Below are 13,547 nucleotides of genomic sequence, written 5' to 3'. Positions count from 1 at the left end.
ATGTAATAACAGGAACTGATGGGGATTAGCTTGTATAACGAGGATTAAGCTAGAGTCGTTTTTGTTTTAACCTGATAGAGACCTTGATTCCAAATCAGGATGAACCCTTCTTATCAACTAGGCGGTCTATAAAAGACTGAAATATATATTGGGAGGAAACGTGTATGGGACAACAGATTTCTAATGTAAAACCATTATGTCCGCCAGGCCGTCCGCCGCGCTACGAAGATATACCCTTTGCCGAGGTCGCGCTTGATACTGGTGAGTCATACACACTGAAAATGGACATTTATCAAGACCTTAACCAGAAAACTCCAGGTCCCTGCATCATTTACTATTTTGGTGGTGGGTGGATGTATGGAGAATACAAGCAGGTTACCCAGAAAGCAGTTTATTTCAGGGAACTTATAAAGTTGGTAGAACAAGGATACACCATTGTATCTCCATCCTATCGCTTGGCCAGTCAGTCTGTTTTCCCAGCGTGCATTCATGACTGCAAGGGAGTGGTGCGTTATTTGAAAGCGAATTCAAATAGATACCATATCGATCTTGAACGAATTGGCGTGTTGGGGAACTCTGCTGGAGGACATCTAGCAGCAATGGTCGCAATGAGCGCAAATTGCAGAGAAATGGAAGGGGATGTCGGCGGTAACCAAGAATATACAAGTGCGGTAAGGGCAGCAGCAATTTTTTATGCGCCATCCGACTTAGTAGAACTCATCAAAAATGATGCCAATACAGCATTAAAGAATCTGTCTGGAACAGAAGTTGATCATGCAGACAAGTCCATGGATACTGTTATAACCCAAATTCTTGGATATACTGAGCCTGGAAAATCGTTGTTGGATTTGAATGGATTGCTGGAAAGCGGTGATACGAGTGAACTGGATTGGAAGTATATAGAATTAGCCAAAAAATGCAGTCCGATTACATACGCAAGCGCCGATAGTCCACCGATGATGATTTTGCATGGGGGTAAAGACCCTCTGGTACCTATTGAGCAAAGCGAGAATCTTTATAAAGCCCTAGTGTCTTCAAATGCGGAGGCTATGTATCTATCTGCTTCCAAGGCTAATCACGGCCCCACAATGGGAGAGGAAGCTGATCAGATGGCGTATCAGTTTTTAAAAAACAGACTTTGAGTATATGTATAACGCCGAATATTATCAAGTTTCTATCTAAGACCCTATAAAAAAGAAGCGCGTACCCCGATTGGCCAGGGGCTCGCGCTTCTTTCACTTTTTCTTCTCGATTGCAATGATGAATGGAGGGGTATTCTTTTGGTTAAGGAAACGGTACTGCAAGACGGCGTAATGTTTTTGATCATAATCCTTTACGTGGGCAAGCAGTCCTTCTTTTTCAATGGCGCCTTCCGGATGGCCATGATAAACGACCAAAACGATTCTGCCGCCGGGTTTCATTGCATGACGGATTTTCTCAATTGCAGTAATCGTGCTTTCTGCATTGGTGGTAATAGCTTTACTGCTCCCTGGCAAATAGCCTAAATTGAAGATGGCTCCAGCAAGCTTCCCTTCATCTTCGGGAGTTATATAATGATCGACACGCTGGTGGCTGTCCAGAATCAAAGTCGTATTCGTGACATCATGCAGGCTTAAGTGCTTACTCGTCATTTCGATGGCCTGCTCCTGTATATCGAATGCCAGCACCTTTCCTTCTTCGCCGACATAACGGCTGAGTACGAGTGTATCGTTCCCATTTCCGCATGTTGCATCAATGACTGTATCTCCTGGCTGAATCACTTGCTCCATCAGTTCGTGTGCATAAGCGATAACGTGTTTTAGCATTTCTTGAATCCTCTCTCTGACAAATTGTTCTCTCTTATTTTTACGCTACATGCGCTTATTTAGCAAATCAAATCTCTTTAATGTAAAGGAAAATTTACAATTAATTTACCAAATATATGTAGAAACCTGTCGATGTAAGGACCATAGTATTAGTATGAAGAAAGAGAAAGGAGTATATCGACATGTATAAGTACATCCTAATACCTATTTGTGCCTTGATTCTATGTTATTTATCTGGGTGTGCGGCAAACCCGGCAGCAGCTAAATTGGATGAAGAAAAACGTATCGGTATCGTTTTGACAGAAGCAGGGCTCGGAGATCAGGAAGGGAATGATTTAGCGATCGAGGGACTGACAAAAGCGAGAGACCGACTTGATATCATTTATTCATATAAAGAGATCACTGCAGAATTAACCTATGAGAAAGCATTAAAGGAACTAGCAGATGAAGGAATGGACACGATTATCACGTTGGAAACAGCAGCGGAGGATGCGGTAACCAGTGAGTCGAAGGTCAATCCCGATATTACATACATAGCTTTTGAGACGGAGCTGAAAGGAGAAAATCTGTTCGGCTACTCATTTGATGCAAAGCAGGCAGGTTATTTGGCTGGGGTGGCGGCTGCCACTGTGACGCAGTCTGGTAAAGCAGGGTTCGTTGGTGAGTCGTCCAGTGCTTACCTGGAAGGTTTCGAACAAGGAATTGCAGATACGTCCAAGGATACCGAACTGCTCGTTCGGGAGACTTCGCCAGATGATAAGGCAGCGGGCAGCAAAGCGGCAAAGGAAATGATTGCTGAAGGAGCAGATATTCTTTTCGCTGAGCCTGGCGATGCTGGAAAGGCAATGCTGCAGCAAGCAGCACTCGCGAATGTATATGCGATCGGCGCTGGAGGTGACCAGAGCTATCTCGCTCCTGAAAATGTCGTCACGTCTGCTCAGGTGCAAATTGATCATATTATATTTGATTTTCTTGAACGGTTATCAAAAGGTAAAGAGTTGCCTGAAAATCATATGATCGGTTTAGAAGAGCAGGCTGTCGGGTTAAGTCCTATCGCTGTTGTCAGTATTACCGACACAGTTGAAGGGAAAGTCCATACAGCGACACAAAAGCTGTTAGAATCGGAGTGAGCTAAATGAAACTGACACGGAAACTATTCCTGCAGGCAGCAGGGACGAGTGCTTTGGCATTGGCGCTCATTGCTTTTATCATTTTCAGTATGATAAGGATCAATGCTTCGAGTTATGAGCAAGTTCAGCATCTCCTTCACCTCCAACAGCTTGACAGTCAGCTGAACAATGCCGGACAGGTACTGCGGAATACGACTACAATCCGCACGGATGCTTCCGCGGCTGATTTACGCTCTTACATGGAACAAAGCAATTCAAGCTTCAAGCAGCTTTTGCAATCATCGGAAGGGCAGTCAGCAGCATATCTTGAGGCGGGAAAGGAAAAATATGATGACTGGCAGGCAGAAGTAACGAGTCTGCTGACTAATGTGAATGAGATGGATGCGCTGCGGTTATCAAGCCGTGTCCAAGGACTGCTGAATGATATTTATATGGCGAACGCATACAGTACAGCAGCTTATGAGGATGAACAGCTTGCCCTGCAGAATCAGATTACATTTGTGATTGTGGTGTCTGTTATAGGCGTATTGCTGCTCATAGTTATCACAAACTACACATCTCGAAGAACGAGTAAGTCGATTGCAGATCCCCTATTGGCACTCGCATCCAGGACGAACCAAATTGCAGCGGGTGATCTAACGGTGGGACCGTTAGAGAAAACAGGTAGTCTGGAAATCAGTGAGATGAACCAAGCCTTCGGACAAATGACGGAGCAGTTGAAGAATTTGATTGGTTCCATTGAGAAGGCCAGTGATGAAGTAGCTGGAATGTCTGTTGAAATTGATAAAGACAACCAGAATCTACAGGGGCTCCATAAAGAAATTGCTGCTTCAGTTGGGGAAATCACTTCCGGATCGCAGCGTATTTCAGCAGATTTGCAGCAGACGGTGACGCTGATAGAGCAGATGGATAAGCAAGGCAGTGCAAACAGTGCGTTTGCTACAGAAACAGTCGCACTGGGTAAACTTGCGTCTGAGGCAGCGGTGCGCGGCAGGGAAACTGTACATAACCAGCAGCAGCTCATGGTCAAAAACGGAGAAAGCAGAGACTTGATGGAAGCATCGCTTCGAGGTTTCATCCAATACTCCCAGCAAATCGAGCAAATGGTAGCATCGGTATCCTCTGTAGCTGAACAGACCAATCTGCTTGCGCTAAACGCCGCAATTGAGGCTGCAAGAGCGGGTGAAGCGGGGAAAGGCTTTGCTGTCGTTGCAGATGAAATTAGAAAACTGGCGGATGAGTCCAAATCATCTGCAGATGCTATTTATCAGACGGTAGGGTCGATTCGACAGGGTACTATGAGTTTATCCGAAGCTGTGCAATTCGGCCATGAAATTGCCAAAGCGGAAACAGCTTCTATGGAAAGTATGGAAAGCTCATTCATGGAGATTGAAGAAAAGTTTCAGTCCATCTCGAATCGGCTGCAGCAAATCCAAAGCGGCAGCATCCAATCGGAGCGACTGGGAGCTGAGGTACTAGGCAGGGTAGAACAAATCAGCAGTACCCTTCAGGAAAATACTGCGAAGACCGATATCGTCCATCATTCCACCAATGCCCAGTATGGAGCATATGAGCAGCTGGCAATTACAGTCGGTCAGCTTGACCGTGTAACACGTGAACTGCAGGAGGCTGTTTCGGTGTTCCGGACGGAAGCTGCCGAATCTTGACAAATGCAGTCCAGTTCCGTACACTGGACACAACAATACTGTGAACGATGAGGAGAAGGAGTAGTAGCAAGCTCTGCTTGGTTTAAGAGAGACGGCATTCCGGTGCAAGCCGTCCCAGCATCTTGTGAACTCGCCTTCGTAATTGCAAAAGGGAACTGCCAGTACTTTTTGCCGTTTTCCGCGTTAAGGAATGTCGAGCGGGCGCAATTAGCGCTAAGTTGGGTGGTACCGCGGGAGAAGTCTCTCGTCCCATTATTGGGATGAGGGGCTTTTTTCTTTGCTTCACGGTCAGATTGTTCAAGTTGAAGAGAGTACAGGAGGCACACGATATGTCATTCAATCATCATGAAATCGAAAAGAAATGGCAAGCTTATTGGGAAGAAAATAAAACATTCAAAACAGATACTTCCTCTGAAAAACAAAAGTTTTATGCCCTGGATATGTTTCCTTATCCATCCGGTGCGGGTTTGCATGTAGGGCATCCTGAAGGCTATACAGCTACAGATATTCTGTCTCGCATGAAACGGATGCAAGGCTATGAAGTACTGCATCCAATCGGTTGGGATGCTTTCGGATTACCTGCAGAGCAGTACGCGCTCGACACTGGAAATGATCCGGAAGAATTCACGAAAAAGAATATCGCGACCTTCACAAGACAGATCAAGGAGCTTGGGTTCTCTTACGATTGGGATCGTGAAGTTAATACGACAGATCCAGAATACTATAAATGGACACAATGGATTTTCCTTCAATTGTATAAAAAGGGTCTTGCTTATGTGGATGAGGTAGCAGTGAACTGGTGTCCAGCTCTTGGTACTGTACTTTCCAATGAAGAAGTCATCGACGGAAAGAGTGAACGGGGCGGACATCCTGTCATCCGCAAGCCGATGAAGCAATGGGTGCTTCGTATTACTGCTTATGCCGATCGCCTGCTAGAAGACTTGGATGAACTTGACTGGCCGGAAAGCTTGAAAGAAATGCAGCGCAATTGGATTGGACGCTCGGAAGGTGCGGAAGTAACATTCCGTATAGAAGGCACTGATGAAAGTTTCGATGTGTTTACGACTCGTCCGGATACTTTGTTCGGTGCTACATTCGCGGTACTGTCCCCAGAGCACCCTTTAGTTGATAAAATTACTACTGAGGCACAACAGGAGGCTGTCGAAGCATACAAACAAGAAGTTGCTGCGAAAAGTGATTTGGAACGTACAGATCTTGCGAAAGAGAAAACTGGTGTCTTTACAGGAGCATATGCAATCAACCCGGTCAATGGCGAGAAAATGCCGATCTGGATTGCGGATTATGTACTTATGAGTTATGGTTCCGGAGCTATCATGGCTGTACCTGCTCATGATGAACGCGACTATGAATTTGCAAAGACTTTCGATTTGCCGATCAAGGCAGTTATCGAAGGTGCTGACATAGAAAATGAAGCTCATACTGGTGAGGGAGCACATATCAATTCTGATTTCCTTGATGGTATGAATAAACAAGATGCAATATCTGCAGCAATTGCTTGGCTGGAAGAAAACAAACAAGGTTCGAAAAAAATCAGCTACCGTCTGCGTGACTGGATTTTCAGCCGTCAGCGCTACTGGGGTGAGCCGATTCCAGTCATCCATTGGGAAGATGGCACAATGACAAGTGTGCCGGAGGAAGAGCTTCCACTTGTTTTGCCGAAAACAGATGAAATCAAATCATCCGGTACTGGTGAGTCCCCGCTTGCAAATATTACGGAATGGGTGAATGTCACTGATCCTGAAACAGGCAAGAAAGGGAAGCGCGAAACACATACAATGCCGCAATGGGCAGGAAGCTGCTGGTACTTCCTTCGTTATATCGATCCGAAGAACCCGGAGAAGCTTGCTGATTTTGAGACGCTGAAGAAATGGCTGCCGGTTGACGTCTATATCGGGGGAGCAGAGCATGCTGTGCTTCACTTGCTGTATGCACGTTTCTGGCACAAGTTCTTGTTTGATATCGGTGCTGTGCCGACAAAAGAACCTTTCCAAAAGTTATATAATCAAGGAATGATCCTTGGAGAAAATAATGAAAAGATGAGTAAATCCAAAGGTAACGTGGTGAACCCTGATGATGTTATCGATTCCCACGGTGCAGATACACTTCGTCTATACGAAATGTTCATGGGGCCGTTGGATGCTTCCATTGCTTGGTCTGAAAATGGATTGGATGGCTCCCGTCGATTCCTTGATCGTGTATGGCGATTGTTTATCACAGAAGCAGGAGAACTTTCGGAGAAAGTACAGGACACAGAGTCGGAAGATCTGCAAAAAACGTATCATGAGACTGTCAAAAAAGTGACAGAGGACTTTGAAGCTTTGCGCTTCAATACAGGTATCTCTCAATTGATGGTATTCATCAATGATTGTTACAAAGCTCCTGTCATCCCGCGCGAATTTGCGGAAGGATTCATGAAATTACTTTCACCGGTGGCACCGCATATTGCAGAGGAGCTATGGAGTAAACTTGGTCATGAAGATACGATAACGTTTGCAGAATGGCCGGTCCATGATGAGTCGAAGCTTGTTGAACAAGAAATCGAAATCGTATTACAGGCAATGGGTAAAGTGCGATCAAAAGTTATGGTGCCTCATGATGCTTCAAAAGAAGAACTTGAGAAAATAGCACTAAACGACGAACAAATGAAAAGCTGGCTGGAAGGAAAGACTGTCCGTAAAGTGATTGTCGTTCCAGGCAAGCTAGTCAATGTAGTAGCAAACTGATAAGCGAATCCCTTCTGTTTTACGGAAGGGATTCTATTTTAAGTAAAGGGGAACTGAACATGCGGAATATACAACCGGAAGAATTGGATCAACTAATTGAAAATGGCACCTCTTCCTATAAAGTGATTGATGTACGGGAAGATGAAGAAGTAGAGCAAGGTATGATTCCTGGAGCAATTCATATCCCGCTGCAGCAAATACCTGAGAAACTGCCTGAATTACCGATGGACGACACATATGTACTTGTCTGCCGCGGCGGTCACCGAAGCATGAATGCTGCTGCGTTTATGGAGAACCAAGGCTATGATGTGATCAATATGGATGGCGGAATGCTGGAATGGAAAGGCGAACTCGTCTTTAAATAGGTAAAAGCACTGCGAGGAAGACGGTTCGACGGCTTCCTCGCAGATATTCTATATTTCTTTTAAACTAGTATTGACAGTATCGAAACATGGTGATAGTATAGAGTTACTGTCGCAAGGCAGTCATTGATCTTTGAAAACTGAACAAAACAACCAATTACGAACTAAACGACATGATCGCAAGATCAACGTCAGCTCTAACGAGCAATGCATCAAAACTTTCATGGAGAGTTTGATCTTGGCTCAGGACGAACGCTGGCGGCGTGCCTAATACATGCAAGTCGAGCGCAGGAAACCAGTTGACCCCTTCGGGGTGATTCTGGCGGAATGAGCGGCGGACGGGTGAGTAACACGTGGGCAACCTGCCTGTAAGACTGGGATAACTTCGGGAAACCGGAGCTAATACCGGATAGTATTTCCTTTCTCCTGATTGGAAATGGAAAGACGGTTTCGGCTGTCACTTACAGATGGGCCCGCGGTGCATTAGCTAGTTGGCGGGGTAATGGCCCACCAAGGCGACGATGCATAGCCGACCTGAGAGGGTGATCGGCCACACTGGGACTGAGACACGGCCCAGACTCCTACGGGAGGCAGCAGTAGGGAATCTTCCGCAATGGACGAAAGTCTGACGGAGCAACGCCGCGTGAGCGATGAAGGCCTTCGGGTCGTAAAGCTCTGTTGTTAGGGAAGAACAAGTACGAGAGTAACTGCTCGTACCTTGACGGTACCTAACCAGAAAGCCCCGGCTAACTACGTGCCAGCAGCCGCGGTAATACGTAGGGGGCAAGCGTTGTCCGGAATTATTGGGCGTAAAGGGCTCGTAGGCGGTTTCTTAAGTCTGATGTGAAAGCCCACAGCTCAACTGTGGAGGGTCATTGGAAACTGGGGAACTTGAGTGCAGAAGAGGAGAGTGGAATTCCACGTGTAGCGGTGAAATGCGTAGATATGTGGAGGAACACCAGTGGCGAAGGCGACTCTCTGGTCTGTAACTGACGCTGAGGAGCGAAAGCGTGGGGAGCAAACAGGATTAGATACCCTGGTAGTCCACGCCGTAAACGATGAGTGCTAGGTGTTAGGGGGTTTCCGCCCCTTAGTGCTGAAGTTAACGCATTAAGCACTCCGCCTGGGGAGTACGGCCGCAAGGCTGAAACTCAAAAGAATTGACGGGGGCCCGCACAAGCGGTGGAGCATGTGGTTTAATTCGAAGCAACGCGAAGAACCTTACCAGGTCTTGACATCCGCTGACAACTCTGGAGACAGAGCGTTCCCTTCGGGGACAGCGTGACAGGTGGTGCATGGTTGTCGTCAGCTCGTGTCGTGAGATGTTGGGTTAAGTCCCGCAACGAGCGCAACCCTTGATTCTAGTTGCCAGCATTCAGTTGGGCACTCTAGAGTGACTGCCGGTGACAAACCGGAGGAAGGTGGGGATGACGTCAAATCATCATGCCCCTTATGACCTGGGCTACACACGTGCTACAATGGATGGTACAAAGGGCAGCAAAGCCGCGAGGCTAAGCGAATCCCATAAAACCATTCTCAGTTCGGATTGCAGGCTGCAACTCGCCTGCATGAAGCCGGAATCGCTAGTAATCGCGGATCAGCATGCCGCGGTGAATACGTTCCCGGGCCTTGTACACACCGCCCGTCACACCACGAGAGTTGGTAACACCCGAAGTCGGTGAGGTAACCTTTTGGAGCCAGCCGCCGAAGGTGGGATCAATGATTGGGGTGAAGTCGTAACAAGGTAGCCGTATCGGAAGGTGCGGCTGGATCACCTCCTTTCTAAGGATAATTGGAACTACTACTTCGTAGTAGACATCGTAATTGGTTGTTTGTTCAGTTTTGAGAGATCAATCTCTCTTGTGAACCTTGAAAACTAGATAAGAAACAACATGCCAGAACATCAAACTTTAAAGCCGACAATTTATTGTCGCGATTTATAGATTTATCATGCGTTATTAGTTAAGTGAAGAAGGGCGCACGGTGGATGCCTTGGCACTAGGAGCCGATGAAGGACGGGACTAACACCGATATGCTTCGGGGAGCTGTAAGTAAGCTTTGATCCGAAGATTTCCGAATGGGGGAACCCGCTATCCGTTATTGGATAGTACGTATCACTGAATACATAGGTGATACGAGGCAGACCCGGGGAACTGAAACATCTCATTACCCGGAGGAAGAGAAAGCAAATGCGATTTCCTGAGTAGCGGCGAGCGAAACGGAATTAGCCCAAACCAGAAGGCTTGCCTTCTGGGGTTGTAGGACACTCCTTTGGAGTTACAAAGAAACCATATAGACGAAGCGGCTTGGAATGGCCCGCCATAGAAGGTAAGAGCCCTGTACTTGAAATGTGGTTTCCTCCGGAGTGTATCCTGAGTACGGCGGAACACGTGAAATTCCGTCGGAATCCGGGAGGACCATCTCCCAAGGCTAAATACTCCCTAGTGACCGATAGTGAACCAGTACCGTGAGGGAAAGGTGAAAAGCACCCCGGAAGGGGAGTGAAATAGATCCTGAAACCGTGTGCCTACAAGTAGTCGAAGCCCGTTAATGGGTGACGGCGTACCTTTTGTAGAATGGACCGGCGAGTTACGATCCCCTGCAAGGTTAAGTTGTATAGACGGAGCCGCAGCGAAAGCGAGTCTGAATAGGGCGATATAGTAGGTGGTCGTAGACCCGAAACCGTGTGATCTACCCATGTCCAGGGTGAAGGTCAGGTAACACTGACTGGAGGCCCGAACCCACGCACGTTGAAAAGTGCGGGGATGAGGTGTGGGTAGGGGTGAAATGCCAATCGAACACGGAGATAGCTGGTTCTCTCCGAAATAGCTTTAGGGCTAGCCTCAAAGGATGATGGTTGGAGGTAGAGCACTGATTGGACTAGGGGCCCTCATCGGGTTACCGAATTCAGTCAAACTCCGAATGCCAATCAATCTACTTTGGGAGTCAGACTATGGGTGATAAGGTTCATGGTCGAAAGGGAAACAGCCCAGACCGCCAGCTAAGGTCCCAAAGTGTGTGTTAAGTGGAAAAGGATGTGGCGTTGCTTAGACAACCAGGATGTTGGCTTAGAAGCAGCCATCATTGAAAGAGTGCGTAATAGCTCACTGGTCGAGTGACGCTGCGCCGAAAATATACCGGGGCTAAACACACCACCGAAGCTGCGGATTGACATCTACGATGTCAGTGGTAGGAGAGCGTTCTAAGGGCAGTGAAGGTCGATCGTGAGGACGGCTGGAGCGCTTAGAAGTGAGAATGCCGGTATGAGTAGCGAAAAAAGAGTGAGAATCTCTTTCATCGAAAGCCCAAGGTTTCCTGAGGAAGGCTCGTCCGCTCAGGGTTAGTCGGGGCCTAAGCCGAGGCCGAAAGGCGTAGGCGATGGACAACAGGTTGATATTCCTGTACCACCTAAATCCGCTTGAACGATGGGGGGACGCAGGAGGATAGGGAAAGCGCGCTGCTGGTTATGCGCGTCCAAGCCGTGAGGAAGTTGAGCAGGCAAATCCACTCAACACTATTCCAGGCGGTTATGGGGAGGGAAATTTAGTACCGAAGTTCCTGATTTCACACTGCCAAGAAAAGCCTCTAGTGAGGAAATAGGTGCCCGTACCGCAAACCGACACAGGTAGGCACGGTGAGTAACCGAAGATGATCGGGAGAACTCTCGTTAAGGAACTCGGCAAAATGACCCCGTAACTTCGGGAGAAGGGGTGCTTCTTTTAAGGAGAAGCCGCAGTGAAAAGGCCCAAGCGACTGTTTAGCAAAAACACAGGTCTCTGCAAAGCCGTAAGGCGAAGTATAGGGGCTGACACCTGCCCGGTGCTGGAAGGTTAAGGGGAATGGTTAGGGACTTCGTCCCGAAGCTGTGAACCGAAGCCCCAGTAAACGGCGGCCGTAACTATAACGGTCCTAAGGTAGCGAAATTCCTTGTCGGGTAAGTTCCGACCCGCACGAAAGGTGCAACGACTTGGGCACTGTCTCAACGAGAGACCCGGTGAAATTATACTATGCGTGAAGATGCGCATTACCCGCGACAGGACGGAAAGACCCCGTGGAGCTTTACTGTAGCCTGATATGGAATGTTGGTACAGCTTGTACAGGATAGGTGGGAGCCTTAGAAGCCGGAGCGCCAGCTTCGGTGGAGGCATCCGTGGGATACCACCCTGGCTGTATTGACATTCTAACCCAGAACCGTTATCCGGTTCGGAGACAGTGTCAGGTGGGCAGTTTGACTGGGGCGGTCGCCTCCCAAAGAGTAACGGAGGCGCCCAAAGGTTCCCTCAGAATGGTTGGAAATCATTCGTAGCGTGCAAAGGCAGAAGGGAGCTTGACTGCGAGACCTACAAGTCGAGCAGGGACGAAAGTCGGGCTTAGTGATCCGGCGGTGCCGTATGGAAGGGCCGTCGCTCAACGGATAAAAGCTACCCCGGGGATAACAGGCTTATCTCCCCCAAGAGTCCACATCGACGGGGAGGTTTGGCACCTCGATGTCGGCTCATCGCATCCTGGGGCTGTAGTCGGTCCCAAGGGTTGGGCTGTTCGCCCATTAAAGCGGTACGCGAGCTGGGTTCAGAACGTCGTGAGACAGTTCGGTCCCTATCCGTCGTGGGCGTTAGAAGTTTGAGAGGAGCTGTCCTTAGTACGAGAGGACCGGGATGGACGCACCGCTGGTGCACCAGTTGTTCCGCCAGGAGCATAGCTGGGTAGCTACGTGCGGAAGGGATAAGTGCTGAAAGCATCTAAGCATGAAGCCCCCCTCAAGATGAGACTTCTCATCATTTTAAATGAGTAAGATCCCTCAGAGACGATGAGGTAGATAGGTTCGAGGTGGAAGCGTGGTGACACGTGCAGCTGACGAATACTAATCGATCGAGGACTTAACTAAAACGAAAAGCGGAGGGAACCGCATAGAAACGCAAGAATAAGTGAAAGGCCGGAAAGGGTGGTTTTACCCTTGCAGGGCTATCGCTTAGACTGGAGTTTCTGGTTCCCGGAGCTGGATCTGACGAGTAAGTCAACGCCAACAAAGTCCAAGCACTCCGGTGCTTGGCCGCATGAAATGTCTGGCAGGACATGTTTCTTATCTAGTTTTGAGGGTTCATTCAATTGAATTCTTGCATTGTCTGGTGGTAATAGCGAAGAGGTCACACCTGTTCCCATGCCGAACACAGCAGTTAAGCTCTTCAGCGCCGATGGTAGTTGGGTTCGCCCTGCGAGAGTAGGACGCTGCCAGGCAAGATGAAATCCCTGATCCTTATTGATTAGGGATTTTTTGTTGTAGAAAAGTGGGCTGGAGGGATGAGAGATGATACAAAGAGATAGTACCATCCGGGAAGCAGAGTTAAAAGATGCCGAAGCTTTAGCCCGGCTGAGAGTGAAAACAGATGGTGAAACAGAATATATGGATAGGGAAGAAGGAGAGGGATGTCTATATCCTAAAGATTTTGAAGATTTGATCTTGAAGGATCGAAAGGAAATGACCAATTTATGTCTTGTTGCTTGTGACAAAGAAAAAGTAATCGGTTATTGCAGATGTGAAGGAAATAATTTAAAACGGCTATCACATCAAGTTACATTCGGAATTGCTATATTGAAAGAATATTGGGGATGCGGTCTAGGCAGACAAATGCTTGAGAGGGTTATTTCGTGGTCGGAAAATCAAGGAATACATAAAATCAATTTATCAGTTCTTGCATCAAATGATAGAGCCATTCGTTTGTATGAAAAATACGGTTTTAAGACCGAAGGCTGCTTGAAAGATGATAAAAAATTAAGTGACGGCAAATATCATGATACTATACTCATGGCCAGGTTATCGAACAAGTAAATATATCAATAG

7 protein-coding genes, 3 rRNA genes and 1 other annotated feature are annotated in these 13,547 nt (G+C 47.6%); of the genes, 9 read left to right on the top strand and 1 reads right to left on the bottom strand.

The window, feature by feature from the left end:
- Nucleotides 1-164: 164 nt before the first annotated feature.
- Nucleotides 165-1,142: an alpha/beta hydrolase gene (locus tag ABXS78_RS12145; protein WP_366247438.1), complete on the top strand. Its 978-nt coding sequence runs from the start codon at nucleotides 165-167 to the stop codon at nucleotides 1,140-1,142.
- A 93-nt stretch (nucleotides 1,143-1,235) separates the two neighbouring features.
- Here the strand turns inward: ABXS78_RS12145 and ABXS78_RS12140 are convergent, their stop codons facing one another.
- Nucleotides 1,236-1,805, bottom strand: coding sequence for a class I SAM-dependent methyltransferase (locus tag ABXS78_RS12140; RefSeq protein ID WP_366247437.1), 570 nt, complete (start codon nucleotides 1,803-1,805; stop codon nucleotides 1,236-1,238).
- A gap of 182 nt (nucleotides 1,806-1,987) precedes the next feature.
- Here ABXS78_RS12140 and ABXS78_RS12135 point away from each other — a divergent pair, with 182 nt between their 5' ends.
- The 8 genes from ABXS78_RS12135 (at nucleotide 1,988) to ABXS78_RS12100 (ending at nucleotide 13,535) form a co-directional block, all read left to right on the top strand.
- Nucleotides 1,988-2,935: a BMP family ABC transporter substrate-binding protein gene (locus ABXS78_RS12135; RefSeq protein ID WP_366247436.1), complete on the top strand. Its 948-nt coding sequence runs from the start codon at nucleotides 1,988-1,990 to the stop codon at nucleotides 2,933-2,935.
- 5 nt (nucleotides 2,936-2,940) lie between these two features.
- On the top strand, nucleotides 2,941-4,602 hold the full coding sequence (locus ABXS78_RS12130) for a methyl-accepting chemotaxis protein (protein ID WP_366247435.1): 1,662 nt from the start codon (nucleotides 2,941-2,943) through the stop codon (nucleotides 4,600-4,602).
- A gap of 41 nt (nucleotides 4,603-4,643) precedes the next feature.
- Nucleotides 4,644-4,857 (top strand) — a binding site (T-box leader).
- A gap of 74 nt (nucleotides 4,858-4,931) precedes the next feature.
- Nucleotides 4,932-7,346, top strand: coding sequence for a leucine--tRNA ligase (gene leuS, locus ABXS78_RS12125; protein ID WP_366247434.1), 2,415 nt, complete (start codon nucleotides 4,932-4,934; stop codon nucleotides 7,344-7,346).
- A gap of 59 nt (nucleotides 7,347-7,405) precedes the next feature.
- Nucleotides 7,406-7,711, top strand: coding sequence for a rhodanese-like domain-containing protein (locus ABXS78_RS12120; RefSeq protein ID WP_366247433.1), 306 nt, complete (start codon nucleotides 7,406-7,408; stop codon nucleotides 7,709-7,711).
- 217 nt (nucleotides 7,712-7,928) lie between these two features.
- Nucleotides 7,929-9,490 (top strand): 16S ribosomal RNA (locus ABXS78_RS12115).
- Between the two features lie 178 nt (nucleotides 9,491-9,668).
- A 23S ribosomal RNA gene (locus tag ABXS78_RS12110) occupies nucleotides 9,669-12,593 on the top strand.
- A gap of 237 nt (nucleotides 12,594-12,830) precedes the next feature.
- Nucleotides 12,831-12,943, top strand: a 5S ribosomal RNA gene (rrf, locus tag ABXS78_RS12105).
- The 16S, 23S and 5S rRNA genes sit together here, the layout of an rRNA operon.
- Before the next feature lie 70 nt (nucleotides 12,944-13,013).
- A complete protein-coding gene (locus tag ABXS78_RS12100; protein ID WP_366247432.1) occupies nucleotides 13,014-13,535 on the top strand; it encodes a GNAT family N-acetyltransferase in 522 nt (173 codons plus the stop codon).
- Nucleotides 13,536-13,547 lie beyond the last annotated feature (12 nt).

The organism is Terribacillus aidingensis (assembly GCF_040703035.1).
Classification (GTDB): domain Bacteria; phylum Bacillota; class Bacilli; order Bacillales; family Amphibacillaceae; genus Terribacillus.
The sequence above is the reverse complement of the archived record's forward strand: the minus strand, read 5'-3'. Positions and strand labels throughout refer to the sequence as shown.